General features: G+C 61.0%; 14 protein-coding genes and 1 pseudogene. 8 read left to right on the top strand and 7 right to left on the bottom strand.

Annotation, left to right across the window (positions count from 1 at the left end):
• Positions 1 to 43 precede the first annotated feature (43 nt).
• From N2597_RS33755 to N2597_RS24735, 5 genes and pseudogenes are all read right to left on the bottom strand, one after another.
• Positions 44 to 376, bottom strand: a pseudogene (locus N2597_RS33755) (helix-turn-helix domain-containing protein); the annotation flags it as partial.
• Positions 377 to 502: 126 nt separating this feature from the next.
• On the bottom strand, positions 503 to 1,795 hold the full coding sequence (repC, locus tag N2597_RS24750; protein ID WP_040112988.1) for a plasmid replication protein RepC: 1,293 nt from the start codon (positions 1,793 to 1,795) through the stop codon (positions 503 to 505).
• Between the two features lie 149 nt (positions 1,796 to 1,944).
• Positions 1,945 to 2,994 (bottom strand): plasmid partitioning protein RepB, encoded by a 1,050-nt coding sequence (gene repB / locus N2597_RS24745; RefSeq protein WP_183595958.1) that lies wholly within the window; start codon positions 2,992 to 2,994, stop codon positions 1,945 to 1,947.
• Positions 2,995 to 3,039: 45 nt separating this feature from the next.
• Entirely contained in the window at positions 3,040 to 4,251 is a 1,212-nt protein-coding gene (gene repA, locus N2597_RS24740; protein WP_040112986.1) for a plasmid partitioning protein RepA, read from the bottom strand.
• A 323-nt stretch (positions 4,252 to 4,574) separates the two neighbouring features.
• On the bottom strand, positions 4,575 to 5,033 hold the full coding sequence (locus N2597_RS24735; RefSeq protein WP_040143038.1) for a helix-turn-helix domain-containing protein: 459 nt from the start codon (positions 5,031 to 5,033) through the stop codon (positions 4,575 to 4,577).
• 353 nt (positions 5,034 to 5,386) lie between these two features.
• Here N2597_RS24735 and N2597_RS24730 point away from each other — a divergent pair, with 353 nt between their 5' ends.
• From N2597_RS24730 to scpA, 5 genes are all read left to right on the top strand, one after another.
• Positions 5,387 to 6,589: an MFS transporter gene (locus N2597_RS24730; RefSeq protein WP_040143326.1), complete on the top strand. Its 1,203-nt coding sequence runs from the start codon at positions 5,387 to 5,389 to the stop codon at positions 6,587 to 6,589.
• Positions 6,590 to 6,927: 338 nt separating this feature from the next.
• Positions 6,928 to 7,767: a MetQ/NlpA family lipoprotein gene (locus N2597_RS24725; protein WP_183595956.1), complete on the top strand. Its 840-nt coding sequence runs from the start codon at positions 6,928 to 6,930 to the stop codon at positions 7,765 to 7,767.
• 89 nt (positions 7,768 to 7,856) lie between these two features.
• A complete protein-coding gene (locus N2597_RS24720; protein WP_040112983.1) occupies positions 7,857 to 8,945 on the top strand; it encodes a methionine ABC transporter ATP-binding protein in 1,089 nt (362 codons plus the stop codon).
• Positions 8,926 to 9,579 (top strand): methionine ABC transporter permease, encoded by a 654-nt coding sequence (locus tag N2597_RS24715; protein ID WP_040112982.1) that lies wholly within the window; start codon positions 8,926 to 8,928, stop codon positions 9,577 to 9,579. The genes N2597_RS24720 and N2597_RS24715 overlap by 20 nt, the downstream gene beginning before the upstream one ends.
• Positions 9,580 to 9,706: 127 nt before the next feature.
• Entirely contained in the window at positions 9,707 to 11,845 is a 2,139-nt protein-coding gene (gene scpA / locus N2597_RS24710; RefSeq protein WP_183595954.1) for a methylmalonyl-CoA mutase, read from the top strand.
• On the opposite strand, the gene N2597_RS24705 is transcribed toward scpA, so the two are convergent.
• Positions 11,846 to 13,006, bottom strand: a complete 1,161-nt coding sequence (locus N2597_RS24705; RefSeq protein WP_183595952.1) for a fumarylacetoacetate hydrolase family protein — start codon at positions 13,004 to 13,006, stop codon at positions 11,846 to 11,848.
• A gap of 366 nt (positions 13,007 to 13,372) precedes the next feature.
• On the opposite strand from N2597_RS24705, the gene N2597_RS24700 reads away from it, so the two are divergent.
• Entirely contained in the window at positions 13,373 to 14,383 is a 1,011-nt protein-coding gene (locus tag N2597_RS24700; RefSeq protein WP_096763254.1) for a Gfo/Idh/MocA family protein, read from the top strand.
• A gap of 10 nt (positions 14,384 to 14,393) precedes the next feature.
• Positions 14,394 to 15,488: a Gfo/Idh/MocA family protein gene (locus N2597_RS24695; protein ID WP_183595950.1), complete on the top strand. Its 1,095-nt coding sequence runs from the start codon at positions 14,394 to 14,396 to the stop codon at positions 15,486 to 15,488.
• 64 nt (positions 15,489 to 15,552) lie between these two features.
• On the opposite strand, the gene N2597_RS24690 is transcribed toward N2597_RS24695, so the two are convergent.
• Positions 15,553 to 16,062, bottom strand: coding sequence for a GNAT family N-acetyltransferase (locus tag N2597_RS24690; RefSeq protein ID WP_183595948.1), 510 nt, complete (start codon positions 16,060 to 16,062; stop codon positions 15,553 to 15,555).
• Positions 16,063 to 16,199: 137 nt separating this feature from the next.
• On the opposite strand from N2597_RS24690, the gene N2597_RS24685 reads away from it, so the two are divergent.
• Positions 16,200 to 16,616: a VOC family protein gene (locus N2597_RS24685; RefSeq protein ID WP_183595946.1), complete on the top strand. Its 417-nt coding sequence runs from the start codon at positions 16,200 to 16,202 to the stop codon at positions 16,614 to 16,616.
• Position 16,617 lies beyond the last annotated feature (1 nt).

Genomic DNA, 16,617 nt, shown 5'->3' with positions numbered 1-16,617 from the left:
CCGGCTGCTTGCGTTACAGCCACAGGCCGGCCTCCGAAATCTAGCGACGCAGCCTCTCGCGCGACACCCGCAATCCGCCGCGCTCGGCAAGCTTCTGGGCCGCGAGCGTCGGACCGAAATCCGTATAACGTTCACGAACCAGCGTCACCGCAAAATCCCGACACCGTCCCTGATCCGGTTGTTCGACGCCGACCAATCGCCTTATGTCGGATCGACACGGCGCCGTCGGTGCTCATGCGATCCAACAGCCGCTGCACCTGGCGCCAGCTCAGATCAAGCACATGCGCCCCTGCGACCATCGCTATCCGGCCGGCGATCACTTCGACAAAATCTCGACCCGCTGCAGATCGCGCTCGCTCATCGCAATCAATCCCATCCGCAATCTCCCATGTCAGCAAAACGGGGAGTATGACATTCCAACTTTGCAAAAACAGGACAACATTCTAACTTTGCGGCTACAACGCTTGTAGCCGTCGACCATAAGCTTGCGGGCAAAGACCAATCATCCTGTCTTGTTTCTCATCGGCAAACTGGTGCGGGCAAGGGCCATCAACATCGGGCCAATGGCAAACTCTCCTCTTTCGGCACGACGCGTCAAGTCGCGCAGGTAGCCGCCGGCTGAGTTGATGTGTCCTGCCCTTTCGAGGACGCAAGCCATGACGGTGGCCGCATTTTCAGGCCCCATGACCTCACAGGCCTCTTCGTAGGCCGACGGGCTGACACCGAGCATCGAACGAACGACCACAGCCGCTGCCATCAGATCGCGCCAGGAGCCAATCGAGCCCTCCGGTCCGTAGGCCGCGATCTCGGGGCAGGCCTGCAGCACCAGGCCCAGCGGAAAGGATTTGAGCGCGCCGCTGCCAGCGGAGGCATATGTGGCGGCCTGGACATGGCTGTTCGTGTCTTCCCTTTTCTGCACTGGGGCGGCCGGTTCGGCCTGACCTACCGGTCGATCGTCCGCCATTGCGCCCTGCTTCGTTTCGAAGCTTGGTTCAAATTCAGTAATGGATTGTGGGTTTGAATTCTGTATGTGCCGCTCATAATGTGGGGCATTGCCGCTACGATTGTGTGTTTCTTCCTGCATTTCCAACTGATTGGTTATTTCGTTGCGCAGCAGTTCCAATTCGTCGAGCGCATCTGCGATCTGGGCAGCGGATGGCGAGCGTGGCAGTCGCTCGACGATATTGCGGAAATGCAGATGGATTCCCCCCCAATCGCCGGCGACCCCCTCTTCCAGCGCCATTTCGATGAGCTTGGCAACGTCGCGCCTACATAGCGTCAAGCGCTCTTTGAGCCGCTGCAGATGCAATCGTTCGGCCGCCACCTCCGCCGCCAGCCGCTCGATCTCGTCCGCGCGCGCGAGCAGCGGCGCCAATGAGAAACCAAATGCCTCGCGGATGTCCCCGCCCTGTTCCTTGCGGGCATAACGCTTGCCGTTCGGGCTGTCCTTGCGGATCAGCAGCCCAGCCTCGACAAGGCTTGCCAGGTGGCGGCGGATCGTCTGCTCCGCCATGCCGTGCGCGCGCAGGGAGAGCTGGGCATTGGACGGGAACACGACCAGCCCATTTTCCTCGGAGAGCTCTCCCTTGGGATAAAAGCTCAGCAGGGCGTTGAGGATGGCGAGTGCCCGGTCGGTGATGCCGAGCATCGGCTTGGCCTCACACAGGGCGCGGTAGATTTTCCACTTGTCGATCGATCGACCGGGCTCGATTTTTCCGGCCGCAGTCTGGCTTGCCAACATGCCAAACGTCATCGGCCGCCGCCCGAAGGGCGTCGTCACATTTCCGCTTTCCATTTTCTTCGCCTTCCTCAAGGCAAAAGATCGCAGCTCACCAAATTCGGTGCCAAAGACTCTTGACTATGATTCGCGGAAATGTGATTCTCTGGGTGTCTAGATCAGAGAGGGCTTCCGCGACGGCAACGTTCGGGGGCCTTTTCTTTTGCTTATTGATCTCCGTTCTTCGTCGAATCCAATGTCTTCTCGAACGCCTCGTAGAGGCGATCCAGATTGCTGGCGATGTAGGCTCCAAAGGCAGATGCCTTTTCCGCCTTCAGCGCTATGGTGAACTGCCTTCCATCATCCTTGATCTTCGCCTTGACGGCTCCGTCCTGGCGCTGCCAGGCGCGGGCCACGGGTTCAAGCGCGGCGGTGGGCAAGGCTCGATGCTTCCTGCTGATGAATGCAACGAGCATGTCGAAGCGGGTGTCCGGCTCGGCGGTCTCGAACGCCGCCGACCTGGTAAACTCGATTGCCCTGGCGGCGATGTTTTCAGTCTCGAATTTCACCGAAAGATCATGCCAGCGGTCGCGGCCAGTGGTCTTGGCCGCGCCGATCGCAGCCAGGACTTCGGCTGGAATCCGTTTGCTGACGGACAGCATCTTGGAAACCGTGGTCTTGTCGGCGCTGAGGGCGGACATGATCGTCTGCCGGTCGAAGCCCAGCGCATCGAGCCTGTCGGCAAACATCGTCCTCTCGATGAAGGACAAATCGGCGCGCGCCGAATTCTCCTGTCCCTGAGCAATGACGTGGTCGCGATCGTCGAGCTTCTTGACCACCGCGCGGACGGGCCGGCCGAGCTCTTTAGCAGCGCGGGCGCGGCGATGCCCGAAGGCGATCTGATATCGGCCGTCGTTCTGGGGATGCGGGCGCACGAGGATCGGCGAATCCTGCCCGCGCAGGCGGATCGCTTCGACCAACTCGCGGAACTGCTCGTCGGTATGGACCAACCGATCCGTCACGAAGGAATCTTCGATCAGCGCGGGATCGAGATCGACTACCGTCTCGCCGCTCGCCAATTGCTCTTCGATCGCCCTGGCTGCATCAGCCTTCGCAGCCAGCGCGTCAATGCTGCGCGTGACGGCCCCGAGAGCGCCGATCCCTTTATAGGTGATGTGCTGTTTCTCATCGCCATGGGTCGGCTCATCCTCATTGTTTACCGCAGTAAACTTCTTGGCGTCGTCCATCAGGCTGGAGAGCAGATTTTTACGCGCCATCAGCCGTCTCCCCGCCACGGTTTACTGCAGTAAACTTCCTGGTCATTACCGCCCCCACGCCTTGTGGATCACATTGACAATTTCGGTGTTGACCGCATCCATTGCCTCCATGGCGCGGTCGTAGGTCGCCCGGGTAAACTGACTTCGCTCGACCTCATAAAGCGTCTGGTTGGTCATCGCCGCATCTGAAATCGCCACGCTGCGCAGCATCGGATTGGTGAGCACGTGGTTTTTGAACATCGACCGCATGAAGGCGACCATCTGTGTCTGCGGCCCGTCCTGCGGATCGTAGCGGGTCACGAGATAACGCAGCCAGTCGAGGTTCATGTTGCCGCCGGCGCCCTTCAGCGTGTTCAGCACTTCACCGAGCATCTGCAAGAACTGGCACATCGACATGACATCGAGCATCTGCGGATGAACGGTGATCAGGACCGCCGTCGCGCCGCAAATGGCGCTCATGGTCAAAAAGCCGAGCTGGGGAGGGCAGTCGATGATGACGACGTCGTAATCGTCGGCGACCGAAGAAAGCGCCTCGTCCAGCCGGGCGAAGAAGACGCGTCCATAGTCGCCTGACTTGCCCTGGGCGAGGACCCGCGGCGTGTCATGCTCGAATTCCATTAGTTCCAGGTTGCCCGGCACCAGATCAAGGTTCGGGAAATTGGTCGGCCGGATCACCTCCCGCAGCGGCCTACGCCGGTCGTCGTAGCGAATGGCGGCGTAGAGCGTCTCGTTTTCGTTGACGTCGAACTCGGGCTGAAAACCGTGGATGGCCGAGAGAGACGCCTGCGGGTCGAGATCGACGGCAAGCACGCGGTGACCAGTCAGGGAAAGGTGCTGGGCAAGATGGGCCGCACTTGTCGTCTTGCCGCTGCCGCCCTTGAAGTTGACCACGGCGACGACCTGCAGATGTTCGTGGCCGCGGCGATGGCGGACATAATGTGTACCGGCGCGTGCATTGTGCTCGAGGAAGGCGCGCATCTCTTCCATCTGTTCCGCCGTGTAGGACCGACGGCCCGACGGGGTCACCTGGGGGAGGACACCCTTGCCCTCCAGCGACAGATTGCGAAGATAGCCGCTGGTTACGCCGAGAAACCGCGCCACTTCGGCAAGCTGAAATTCCCTGAGCCCCTTCAGCGCGCGCGGTGGAAACATTTCGAGCCGATGCTGCTTCAGCTTGTCGGATAGTTCCTGCGCCTGACCGATGATCAGCTGATCGACATCGGAAATTGCTTTCTCTATCTGCGGTGCCATATTCATAGAAATCTCGAAAATGCGATTTAAAAGCTCTGCGCGCTTTGAAACCGCATTTATCGCCGATTCTGGAAGAGTGGCAAGGCAAATAGGGTTAACAAGACCCAATCAAGAAGTTGTCCAATCTTTTTCGAGCACTTGCCCAAGCGAGCGTGCCCTGGACCCGTGCGGCAATCGCGCATTCAGGCCGAATCGGACGAGACCAAGCAGAAACAACGGCATTGTACTGAAATCGCAATGTCGAGCATGCAAACCCTTTGACACTGGCCGGTCCGCCGCAGCTTGGCAAATGACTTGGATCTGAACACGCGAATTGCCATTCCGTCCGGTTACTCTCCGGGCGGGCGGGTGATATCCCCGATGGAGGCCGCCAGTGTCGGACCGCGGCTTTCCGCCTGCCCCATCGCCGTTACCAGTGCAATGATCGTCGCACGGATCTGGGGATCGGCGATCTTCAGAAAGGCACGATTGAGCACCAGCCCCTCTTTGGTTCGCAGGAATTCTGCAACCGGATCGGCGTGGTCCGGTGCATCCAGCTCTCGCACCGCCAACCGCTCGGAGTCGCCCTGCTCGAAAAAGAAGCTCGGTGAGGTGTGAAGCACTTCGGCGATCCGCTGCAAACGACTCGCGCCGATGCGGTTGATGCCCTTTTCGTATTTCTGAACCTGCTGAAAGGTCACGCCGATCTGATCGGCAAGCCGTTCCTGGCTCATTCCGAGCAGTTGCCGGCGCGTTCTGATGCGCGCTCCGACATAGCTGTCTATGGCATTCGGTGTCTTGACATTCATCGCGTATTGTCAGCCTCGATCGCATTTCAATCGCCGCAGCTGTAGTGCCCCCCTGAGCGGTTTTCCATGGTTGTTTTCATATAGCATACCACATATGCGACGATCCCGGCTGACTGTGGTATGAAAACCCCCATCGGAAAGAGGGGATGACTGCGCAAGAACCCGCTCCACTGAAGGAAAATCGAACAAAAGCCGTACCGATCCTGGAGAAACCGGGCTGGCGATTGCTGCCAGGCGTGGGTTAAATGCTTCTCAGCGACCGTCGCGCGACAGTCTTGCCAGCCCCGATCGCCGAAAATCCATCGAAAAAGACGCAGCACGGCACCGACCGTACCTGTTCAGGAGAGATATTGATGGCAACCGTTGCTGAAGGCGCGCCCCGTTTCGAAAAAACGACGATGTCTATTCTGATGGCGGTCAGCTTCTGCCATATGCTGAACGACATCATGCAGTCGCTGCTCGCCTCACTCTATCCGCTGTTCAAGGCGAATTACGACCTGGACTTCGTGCAGATCGGCCTTCTTACCATGACATTTCAGGTCACCGCGTCTCTGCTGCAGCCGGCGGTCGGCATCGTCACCGATCGCTGGCCGATGCCCTATTCCCTGCCGGTCGGCATGGCGAGCACCTTTTGTGGCCTTATTCTGCTCGGCAACGCCGGCAGTTTCACACTGCTGCTGGTGGCAGCAAGCCTGATCGGCTTCGGTTCGGCGGTCTTCCATCCGGAATCCTCGCGTGTCGCCCGTCTTGCCTCCGGCGGTCGCCACGGTTTTGCGCAGTCCTTTTTCCAGGTCGGTGGCAATGCCGGCCAGGCCATCGGTCCGCTGCTCGCCGCCTTCATCGTGCTGCCCCTCGGCCAGCACAGTGTCTCCTGGTTTGCCGTCATCGCCATGGTCGGCATGATCGTGCTGAGCTGGGTGGGCAACTGGTACATGAGCCATCGGCGCCAGAACGCCAGCAGACCTGCCGTCAGTCGAACCCTGCCGCTGCCGCAGAACAGGGTCGTCTGGGCGCTGCTGATCCTCGTGCTGCTGACGGCAACGAAGAATGTCTATATGGCAAGCGTCTCCAGCTACTTCACCTTCTATGTCATCGACAAGTTCGAACTCAGCGTGCAGCAGGCGCAGCTGATGCTCTTCCTGTTCCTCGGCTCGGTTGCCGTCGGCACTTTCCTCGGTGGACCGATCGGCGATCGCTTCGGTGCCCGTTTCGTCATCTGGTTTTCGATCCTCGGCGTCATTCCCTTCGCATTGCTGCTGCCCTATGCGAACCTTCTCTGGACGGGGGTGCTCAGTGTCGTCATCGGCCTGATCTTCGCTTCGGCGTTTTCGGCAATCGTCGTCTTTGCTCAGGAGCTCGTGCCCGGCCGCGTCGGCCTGATCGCCGGCGTCTTCTTCGGCTTCGCGTTCGGGGCAGGGGGGCTAGGTGCGGCGCTGCTCGGTGATTTTGCCGATACGCACGGCATCGACTTCGTCTACCGCGTCTGCTCCTACCTGCCGTTGCTCGGCCTGCTGACGATTCTCCTGCCGCGCATCCCAAAGCAGAAGCCGGCCTGAGGCCATATGGTCCGCAACCAAAGATTTCCTCCGCATCTGGATGGGGAGGATTGGCATGGCTTTACCCTGATGTCGCCCACACTTGGACAGGCGCTACGCCATCACGATCTCGGCGAGCGCGCCTCTCAAGCGCCACCTTCATTCTTCAGGACATGCTTAAGGGCCGCAATTAATCCATAAATTTGATAGAAATTTATCCTGCCGATATCGAAGGCGGGGCAAGAGTTTTTCAGGCTCTTCCTTCACATCAGACGTTCGTGCTTCGCCCCCGATCCGCGCATTTGCCATGCTCAGCCTAATCGGGGCGTTCGGCCTCATTCATTCAGACGGGATATACTATGACCAAGAACAAAAACCTTCACGGCTTACAGTTTTCGCGCCGGGCGGCTCTTGCTGCCGTCGCCGTCTCTGCTGCCGCACTTTTTGCCTTTGCAGTTCCCACTCCCTCCTTTGCCGAGGACAAGTTGATCAAAGTCGGCATCATGGCCGGCGAAGAGGAGGACATCTGGCGTGTCGTCACGAGTGAGGCGGCCAAGAAAGGCCTGAAGATCGAGACCGTCGTCTTCAACGACTACACGCAGCCGAACGAAGCTCTGGAGCAGGGCGAGATCGACGCCAACGCCTTCCAGCATCAGCCCTATCTCGATAACCAGATCCAGCAGCACGGATATCATATCGTCCGCACCGGCTATACCGGGGTCTGGCCGATCGCCCTCTACAGCAAGAAATACAAGTCCGTCGCCGACATCCCGGAAGGGGCCGTCATCGGCGTCCCGAACGATCCCTCGAATGAAGGCCGGGCGTTGCGCGTTCTTCAGAGCGAAGGCCTGATCAAGCTGAAGGACGGCACGGGCATTCTTGCAACGGTCGCCGACGTCAGCGACAATCCGAAGAAGATCGAGATCAAAGAACTCGATGCCGGCATCGTCGGCCGTTCGATCGATGATCTCGATGCCGGTGTGGTCAACACCGATTGGGCTTTGAAGAGCGGCCTTTCTCCGGCCGAACGCATCGCGCAGGAGCCGGTCGCCGATAATCCGTACCGCAATTTCATCGCCGTCAAGGCCGAGAACAAGGATGCGGACTGGGTCAAGACGCTTGTGTCGTCTTATCAGAACGACACCGTCAAGGCCGAATTCGACAAGGTCTATAAGGGGACGGGTCTCAGCGCCTATTGATCCGAAACTCGGCCGGGGTTAAGGCCTGCCGAAAGGCGGTCCGGGCGTTTCATGCCAGGACCGCCTTTGGTGTTTCTAAGGAAAAGCAGATGAATTCCTTTGTTTCCGCCACGACAATCGAGCCGCAGCCGCAAGCAGCAACGGCCGAAGAAGTGGTGAGACTTGTCGACGTGAAGCGTCGGTTCGGAGCCACGGCCGCGCTCGACGGCATTTCGCTGCAGGTGAAGAAGGGCGAAGTCCTCGGCATCATCGGCCGCAGCGGCGCTGGCAAATCGACCTTGATCCGCTGCCTGAACGGCCTGGAGCGCGTCGACAGCGGCGAGATCCGTATCGAAGGCCGCGATATCACCGGACTTCAAGAACGGGAACTGCAGCCGCTGCGCCGCCGCATCGGCATGATCTTCCAGCACTTCAACCTGCTTTCGGCCAAGACGGTCGAAGACAATGTCGCGCTGCCGCTGAAGATCGAGGGCGTTGCCAGGGCCGAGCGCCTGAATCGGGCGCGTGAGCTGCTTGAGCTCGTCGGGCTTGCCGACAAAGCGAAGGCCTATCCCGCCTCGCTCTCCGGCGGCCAGAAACAACGCGTCGGCATCGCCCGCGCGCTCGCGGCGCGTCCGGCGCTGCTGTTGTCCGACGAGGCAACGTCGGCGCTTGATCCCGAGACGACCCGGTCGATCCTGTCCTTACTCAAAGATATCAACCGCAAACTCGGCCTGACCATTCTGCTGATCACGCATGAGATGGAAGTGGTGCGCGGCATTGCCGATCGGGTCGCGGTCATCGATGCCGGGCGGATCGTCGAGGAGGGCCAGGTCTGGTCGGTCTTCGCCAATCCGCAAGAAAGGATCACAAGGAGCCTGCTCGGCGGCATCCGCCCGCAGCTTCCCGATCATATAGCCGGCCGGCTGTCGGCGACATCCGGCAGTGAGGCGATCCTCAGTGTCGATCTGGCCGGGCCTGAAGCGCAAGGCGCGCTGTTTGCCGAGCTTTCGGCGGCGCTGCCGCATTCCTTCCGTCTGGTCCATGGCGGCATCGACCATATCCAGAACCAGCCGGTTGCGCGGTTCTTCATCGCCGTTCCCATGCGCGACCCCGCGCTTGCCGGGAAGGTCGAACAATTTCTGACGGCCCGGTCCGCCCGGGTGGAGGTGCTTGGTTATGACGCCGATCATGTTTGAACTGCTGATCCGCTCGCTTTGGGAGACCGTCCTGATGACCGTCGCCTCCGGCGTGATCTCCCTCGTCGCCGGTCTGCCGCTCGGCCTTGCCCTTGTCGTCACCGCACGCGGCGGCATCGCTGAAAATCTCTGGATCAATCGCGTGCTCGGCGCTGTTATCAACGGTTTCCGCTCGGTGCCCTTCATCATTCTGCTGGTGGCCCTGATTCCGCTGACGCGGCTGATCGTCGGCACCGCGCTTGGCACATGGGCGGCCATCGTGCCGCTCGCCATCGCCGCGACGCCCTATTACGCCCGTATCGCCGAAGTGTCGCTGCGCGAGGTCGACCGCGGGCTGATCGATGCCGTGCGCGCCATGGGCGGCAATCGCTGGACCATCGTGCGCGAAGTGCTGGTGCCCGAAGCGCTGCCCGGCATCGTCGCCGGCTTCACCGTGACGCTGGTGACGCTGATCGGCGCCTCGGCCATGGCAGGCGCAATCGGCGCCGGCGGACTCGGCGATCTCGCCATTCGCTACGGCTACCAGCGCTTCGAAACCAATGTGATGATCGCGGTGGTGGCCGTCCTTGTCATCCTCGTCTGCGGCATTCAGTGGCTCGGTGACCGGCTGGTCGCCAGGCTGGACCACAAATAGGTCGGCCCCGCAAACTCGTGGCGGATGAGGCAGGCGATCGATGCTTTGCTGCGTTCAACGTCCTAAGGCTTTATCGCATTGTGCGCCTATGAAATGATAAGGTGCGATGAAAGAGCCGGAGGAAGGCATGACGAAGAAGACGCTGTCGGATTGGGCGGAGCTTGCGCAGAAGGAACTGCGTGCCTCGCCCGAAACGCTGATTTGGCAGACGCCGGAAGGCATTGCCGTCAAGCCGCTCTATACGGCCGAGGATCTCGAAGGCGCCGCGCATCTCGGCTCGCTTCCCGGCTTTGCGCCGTTTACCCGCGGCCCGCGCGCCACCATGTATGCCGGCCGGCCGTGGACAATCCGTCAATATGCCGGCTTCTCGACGGCAGAGGAATCGAACGCCTTCTACCGCCGCAATCTGGCCGCCGGCCAGAAGGGCCTGTCGGTCGCCTTCGATCTCGCCACCCATCGCGGTTATGACAGCGATCATCCGCGCGTCGAAGGTGATGTCGGCAAGGCGGGTGTCGCGATCGACAGCGTCGAGGATATGAAGATCCTGTTCGACGGCATTCCGCTCGGGGAAATGTCTGTGTCGATGACGATGAACGGCGCCGTCATCCCGATCCTCGCCTCCTTTATCGTCGCAGGCGAGGAGCAGGGGGTGCCGAGGGCCGACCTTTCAGGCACCATCCAGAATGATATCCTCAAGGAGTTCATGGTCCGCAACACCTATATCTATCCGCCGGAACCCTCGATGCGGATCGTTGCCGACATCATCGAATATACGGCAAGGGAGATGCCGAAATTCAACTCGATCTCGATCTCCGGCTATCACATGCAGGAGGCCGGTGCGACGCTGGTGCAGGAGCTGGCTTTCACGCTGGCCGACGGTCGCGAATATGTCAGGGCGGCGATTGCCAAGGGCCTCAACGTCGATGATTTCGCCGGAAGGCTCTCCTTCTTCTTTGCGATCGGCATGAACTTCTTCATGGAGGCGGCGAAACTGCGCGCCGCCCGGCTGCTCTGGAGCCGGATCATGGAGGAGTTCCAGCCGAACAAGGCGGCCTCGCTGATGCTGCGCACCCATTGCCAGACCTCCGGCGTGTCGCTGCAGGAGCAGGATCCCTATAACAACATTATCCGCACCGCCTTCGAGGCGATGTCGGCCGTGCTCGGCGGCACGCAATCGCTGCACACCAATTCTTTCGACGAGGCGATCGCGCTGCCGACGGAATTTTCCGCCCGCATCGCTCGCAACACCCAGCTCATCCTGAGCCACGAAACCGGCGTCACCAAGGTGGTCGACCCGCTGGCCGGCTCCTATTACGTCGAGAGCCTGACGCAGGAGCTTGCCGATAAGGCCTGGGCGCTGATCGAGGAGGTCGAAGCGCTCGGCGGCATGACGAAAGCCGTCAATGACGGCCTGCCGAAGCGGATGATCGAGGAGGCGGCCGCGCGCCGCCAGGCTGCCGTCGACAAGGGCGAAGAGGTCATCGTCGGCGTCAATCGTTACAGGCTCGACAACGAACAGCCGATCGACATTCTGGAGATCGACAACAGCGCAGTGCGCAGCGCCCAGATCAAACGGATCGAGGAAACCAGGCGGCGGCGCGACGGCAATGCCGTGCGCGAGACATTGGCCGCCCTTGCAGAGGTGGCGCGCACCGGGAGCGGCAACCTGTTGGAAGCAGCGATCGAGGCGGCACGGGCGCGCGCCACCGTCGGCGAGATCTCCGATGCCATGCGCGGAGCCTTCGGCGATCATGCCGCAACGCCTGCCGTCATTAAGGGCGTCTATGGGGAGGCCTATGACAACGAGCCGGAACTCGCGGTGCTGAAGACCCGCATGGCGGAGGTCACGGAAACGATGGGGCAGCGGCCGAAGATCATGGTTGCCAAGCTCGGCCAGGACGGGCATGACCGCGGCGCCAAGGTGATCGCCTCCGCCTTCGGCGATATCGGTTTCGACGTGCTTGCCGGTCCGCTCTTCCAGACGCCTGAGGAGGCGGCCGGCGTGGCGCTCGGTGAGAAGGTCAATGTCGTCGGCGTCTCGTCGCTGGCGGCCGGTCACCGAACCCTGCTGCCGCAGCTGATCGACAGGCTGAGGGAAAAGGGCGGTGGCGATATCATCGTCGTCTGCGGCGGCGTCATTCCGAGACAGGACTATGAATTCCTGCACGAACACGGTGTTGCCGCGGTGTTCGGCCCAGGGACGAACGTCCTCGAGGCAGCCAACTCCGTCCTTGACCTGCTGCAGGGCAGGCGGCGGAACCAGTAGTTACAGCAATCCGCGCTTCGCCAGATTGCGCATCAGCGCCGAAATGCCGAAGGTCCAGGGCGGGCATTCGGTGGAGAGGCGAACAGTGTTGACGAGGGCGCCGAGGCCGGCCGAGGAAATCTCGACGACATCGCCGATCTTATGGGTGAAACCCTGTTTCGGTGCGTCGCGATCCTGCGTCGGAGCAAACAGCGTGCCGAGAAAGAGCATGAAACCGTCGGGATACTGATGATGAGGCCCGAGCGTCTGTTTGACGAGATCGCTCGGATCGCGGCTGATCTGCGACATCGAACTTTTGCCGTTGAGCACGAAGCCATCGCCGCCCGTCACCTTGAGGTCGAGTTCCGCCCTGCGCACGTCATCCAGCCCGTAACCGGCATCGAACAGGCGGATGAAGGGACCGATCGCGCAGGAAGCGTTATTGTCCTTGGCCTTGCCGAGCAAGAGCGCCGAACGGCCTTCGACGTCACGCAGATTGACGTCATTGCCGAGTGTGGCCCCCTTGATCTCGCCGCGGCTATTAATCGCCAGCACGATTTCCGGCTCGGGATTGTTCCAGGTCGAGATCGGATGCAGGCCGACATCCGCACCCCAGCCGACCGAGGACAGCACCGGCGCCTTGGTGAAGACCTCGGCGTCGGGACCGATGCCGACCTCGAGATATTGCGACCACATGCCCTCGTCGATCAGGGCCTGCTTGACCTTGGCGGCCTCCGGCGAACCGGCCTTGAGATTGGTCAGACTGCCGCCGATCAGCGTGCTGACGCGCTCGCGGATCGAGGCGGCACGATCCGGATTGCCGGCCGCCTTCTCCTCGATGACGCGCTCGATCATCGACTGGGCGAAGGTGACGCCGCAGGCCTTGACCGCCTGCAGGTCGGCGGGCGCCAGCAGATGGGGACGCGCCGTATCCGGCGTTCCCGTACTGTTGCCGGCGATCTCCTCCAAGGAGCCGAGCGCCTTGCCCTTTGCGGCGCGGACGAAGCCGGCGGCATCCTGTTTTTCGAGCAGGGCGCTCAGCGTCGGCGCGTCGCGCGAGGTAATGTCGACCAGCATCCCCTCGCGCAGCGTTACGATGCTCGGGCCGGCAGCCTCGGGGCTCCAGACGCGGCCGACAAAAAGACCAGCCGAAGCAGCGGCATTGAGAAGGGGATGAGACATGGTGATCCTCCGTCACAGGCAAGCGGGGAGCGCTCTTTGAATATCTTCGAGGTCGTTGCCGCCCTCCAACTCGGCGGCGGCGGAAATCGATCACATTCACGCAGACGGGGCAAGAGATGCTGGAGAAAAAGACTTTCGTCCAATCGGATCGAATGAACGGCTTGTCGGTAAAACGGCGCCGGAAGTCAGTAAATAACTATTTAGATACAAAATATCTGTTTGATTTCAATTATTTACATATGTCGATACGCACTATCAGCCTCGATCTCGCCTTGACAGGAGGCAAGTTTCGTTATCTGTTTTGCCCGACATGGAGGATGCCGGCGCCAGCCGGTGCTCAGAAAATCCCGGGAGGATATTGCAGCGATGTTGAGATTTGCCGTCGTCGGAATCGACCATGGGCATACGTTCGATCACGTGAAAGGATTGCTGGCGGCAGGCGGCGAGTTCGTCGGCTATTGCCCGCAAACCTCGGTGCCGGCACTGCGCGAGACGTTCGAAAAGACATATCCCGATGCGCCGCAGATCGATCGCGAAAAGCTGTTCGACGATCCGTCGATCGATGTCATCTGCATTGCCGCGATCCCGCGCGACCGCGCCGGCCTTGCCATCCGCGCGATGAAGGCAGGCAAGGACGTGATGACCGACAAGCCCGGCGTCACGACCTTCGCCCAACTCGAAGAGGTCAAGCGCACAGTGGCAGAGACCGGCAAGATCTTCTCGATCTGCTTTTCCGAGCGCCATTGCGTGCGCTCCGCCGTCAAGGCCGGCAAGCTCGTCGCCGAAGGCGCAATCGGCAAGGTGATCCAGACGCTCGGCGTCGGCCCGCACCGCCTGCAGCTGCCGACCAGACCCGACTGGTTCTTCGATCCGGAAGCCTTCGGCGGCATCATCGTCGACATCGCCTCGCATCAGGTCGACCAGTTCCTGTTCTATACCGGCTCGACGTCGGGGGAGGTCATCGCCAGCTCGATCGGCAATTTCGGCATGCCCGACAAGCCGGCCTTCCAGGATTTCGGCGAAGTGCTGCTGCGCTCCGACAGAGCGGCAGGTTATGTCCGCGTCGACTGGTTCACGCCGGAGGCACTGCCGACCTGGGGCGACGGACGCCTGACCATCCTCGGCACCGAGGGTTATATCGAGCTGCGCAAATATATCGACATTGCCGGCCGGCCGGGCAAGGATCACCTCTTCCTCGTCAACGGCAAGGAAATGACCCATATCGATTGCAGTGGCGAAAAGCTCGATTATTTCGACGCCTTCACCGCCGATGTCGGCAACCGCACGCAGACGGCGATGACGCAGGATCACGTATTCGAGGTCTGCCGCCTTTCGCTCGAAGCCCAGACGAAAGCCGCGCGCATCGGCGCTCGCTGAGGAGGATGACATGACCAGGAAATTGCGCGTCGGCGTCATCGGCGCAGGGATTGCCGCGCGGCATCTGACAGGCTTCGGCTGGAACAAGGATCTCTTTGAGGTTCCCGTACTCTGCTCGCTCGATGAGGATCGCGGCAAAGCGCTGTGTGAAGAGTTCGGCATCGGCGAATATACGCAGGACGCAGACTCGCTGTTTGCCCGCGACGATCTCGATATCATCGATATTTCGACGCCGCCGAGCTCGCATTTCGAGCTTTGCCGCAAGGGCATCGAATCCGGCAAGCACGTGATCTGCGAGAAGCCGCTCTTCGGCTCGATCGCCGAGGTCGACGAAATGGGCCGCATCCTCGCCCGCTTCCCCGGCCAAAAGCTGATGCCGATCTTCCAATATCGCTACGGCTCCGGCCTGCAGAAGTTGAAGCTGCTGATCAAAAGCGGCCTGGCCGGCAAGCCATTCCTGACGACGATCGAAACCCATTGGTGGCGCGGCCCGGATTATTACGCCGTGCCGTGGCGCGGCAAATGGGCGACCGAGCTCGGCGGCGGCCTTCTCGGCCACGCGATCCACGCGCATGACATGCTGAATTATGTGCATGGACCCTGCGCCGAGGTGTTTTCCTATGGTGCGACGCTGGTCAATCCGATCGAAGTGGAAGATACGGCCGCCCTTTCGGTCAAGATGCAGAACGGCTCGCTGGCGACGCTGTCGATGACGCTCGGCTCGCGCAAGGAGATCTCGCGACTGCGCTTCTGCTTCAGCGATCTCGTCGCCGACAGCATACTCGAACCCTACACGATGGGTCGCGATCCCTGGATCTTCACGGCTGGAACGGAGGAACACCAGGCGCGGATCGACGAGGCGCTGGCCGCCTATGTGCCGGGCGAGGACGGCTATACCCGCCAGTTCGAGCTCCTCCATAAGGCGATCGTCGAGGGCAAGGACCCGCCGGTGACGCTGCAGGATGCCCGTAACTCACTGGAGCTGGTGACGGCCGCCTATTACTCGCAGCGCACCGGCAAGCCGACGCCGATGCCGATTGCCGCCGATCACCCTCTCTACCGCTCCTGGCTTCCGGAGGAACAGCGCGCGGCTGCCGGCCTGTGAACAAAGCAGGGGAGGGGCGTTAAAAGGGCACGGACGGGGGCCTTCCGACGGGGTCTGCGAACGGTCAAACGGTGGGTGCCGGACGGGGCTTGGCATCCACCTTGAACCTTTTCTTGACCCGATTGACGGGCCTTCCGTCCAACAGCGGAACTTGGATAAGCCTGTCATAGGGCTCGAAGCCCATCTTTGCGTAATAGGCAAGACCGCCAACATTGTCGGCACGAATGGTCGCATTGATGAATTCGAGCCCGAGCTCTTCGGCTGGTGCCCGCGTCGCCGGAAAAAGGGCGCTGCCGGCGCCTGAGATCTTCGGGCTCATGCGGGCAAATGTTGCGATATCGACATAACCCTTCGGCGGATCGCCGTATGAGCTCAGCGACTGAAAGCCGACAAGCGACCGGTCATGCTCGGCCACATGGCAGACAAGGGGAAACTCGCCGTTGATGAACCAATCTGTGAATTCCGCGGCGGTAAGCGGCGTCTCGAGCGCGGTTGTGCCGCCGGCCAGGATAATTTCGTTCAGGAGACTGCACAGCTCCTCCGCATCGGCGGATACCGCTCTTCGAATATGCATGACTTTGATAGCCTCGTGTTTCGACGACAAACTGGTGGCGAGAATGAGAGAGCGCAAGCGCCCACCCGTCTGCGGCCTCCAGCAATCCCGCTCATCCAAAATTCAAGCCGCCGAAATCCAAAACGAAAGAAGCACCCATGCTGAAATCCTTCGAACATGTCGGCATGACGGTCAGTGACATGGACCGTGCCTTCGATTTTTACTGCGGCCTGCTCGGCTTGCGCCTGCATCTGCGCAAGACGATGGCCGACGGCTCTGAGATCGCCTTTCTCGATGCCGGCGGCGGCATGCTCGAGATCGTCGCGCCGGCCGGTGGTGCGGCACGGGCGGTTGACGTTCCCGAGGGCACGGCCGGACTACGGCATCTGACCTTCCTGTTCGAAAGTGTCGATGAGACATTCGCCCGGCTAAAACAGGCCGGTGTCGAGGTCAAGGAGCAGCCGCGCCTGGCCGTCAATGGCGAAGTTCTGCACAAGGTCGCCTTTCTGCGCGATCCTGATGGCATTCAGATCGAACTTGCCGAGAAACGATCGTCTGTCGCCGCCGTATTGTGAG

It is taken from the genome of Rhizobium sophoriradicis, from assembly GCF_025200795.1.
In the GTDB taxonomy this organism is placed as follows: Bacteria; Pseudomonadota; Alphaproteobacteria; order Rhizobiales; family Rhizobiaceae; genus Rhizobium; species Rhizobium sophoriradicis.
Note: the sequence above shows the minus strand (reverse complement) of the source record. Positions and strands in the feature narration are given on the sequence as shown.

Bases quoted from the DNA above. Each gene is read 5' to 3' on its own strand.
- repC (WP_040112988.1), bottom strand. From the start codon at position 1,795: ATGGAAAGCGGAAATGTGACGACGCCCTTCGGGCGGCGGCCGATGACG.
- repB (WP_183595958.1), bottom strand. From the start codon at position 2,994: ATGGCGCGTAAAAATCTGCTCTCCAGCCTGATGGACGACGCCAAGAAG.
- repA (WP_040112986.1), bottom strand. From the start codon at position 4,251: ATGAATATGGCACCGCAGATAGAGAAAGCAATTTCCGATGTCGATCAG.
- N2597_RS24735 (WP_040143038.1), bottom strand. From the start codon at position 5,033: ATGAATGTCAAGACACCGAATGCCATAGACAGCTATGTCGGAGCGCGC.
- N2597_RS24730 (WP_040143326.1), top strand. From the start codon at position 5,387: ATGGCAACCGTTGCTGAAGGCGCGCCCCGTTTCGAAAAAACGACGATG.
- N2597_RS24725 (WP_183595956.1), top strand. From the start codon at position 6,928: ATGACCAAGAACAAAAACCTTCACGGCTTACAGTTTTCGCGCCGGGCG.
- N2597_RS24720 (WP_040112983.1), top strand. From the start codon at position 7,857: ATGAATTCCTTTGTTTCCGCCACGACAATCGAGCCGCAGCCGCAAGCA.
- N2597_RS24715 (WP_040112982.1), top strand. From the start codon at position 8,926: ATGACGCCGATCATGTTTGAACTGCTGATCCGCTCGCTTTGGGAGACC.
- scpA (WP_183595954.1), top strand. From the start codon at position 9,707: ATGACGAAGAAGACGCTGTCGGATTGGGCGGAGCTTGCGCAGAAGGAA.
- N2597_RS24705 (WP_183595952.1), bottom strand. From the start codon at position 13,006: ATGTCTCATCCCCTTCTCAATGCCGCTGCTTCGGCTGGTCTTTTTGTC.
- N2597_RS24700 (WP_096763254.1), top strand. From the start codon at position 13,373: ATGTTGAGATTTGCCGTCGTCGGAATCGACCATGGGCATACGTTCGAT.
- N2597_RS24695 (WP_183595950.1), top strand. From the start codon at position 14,394: ATGACCAGGAAATTGCGCGTCGGCGTCATCGGCGCAGGGATTGCCGCG.
- N2597_RS24690 (WP_183595948.1), bottom strand. From the start codon at position 16,062: ATGCATATTCGAAGAGCGGTATCCGCCGATGCGGAGGAGCTGTGCAGT.
- N2597_RS24685 (WP_183595946.1), top strand. From the start codon at position 16,200: ATGCTGAAATCCTTCGAACATGTCGGCATGACGGTCAGTGACATGGAC.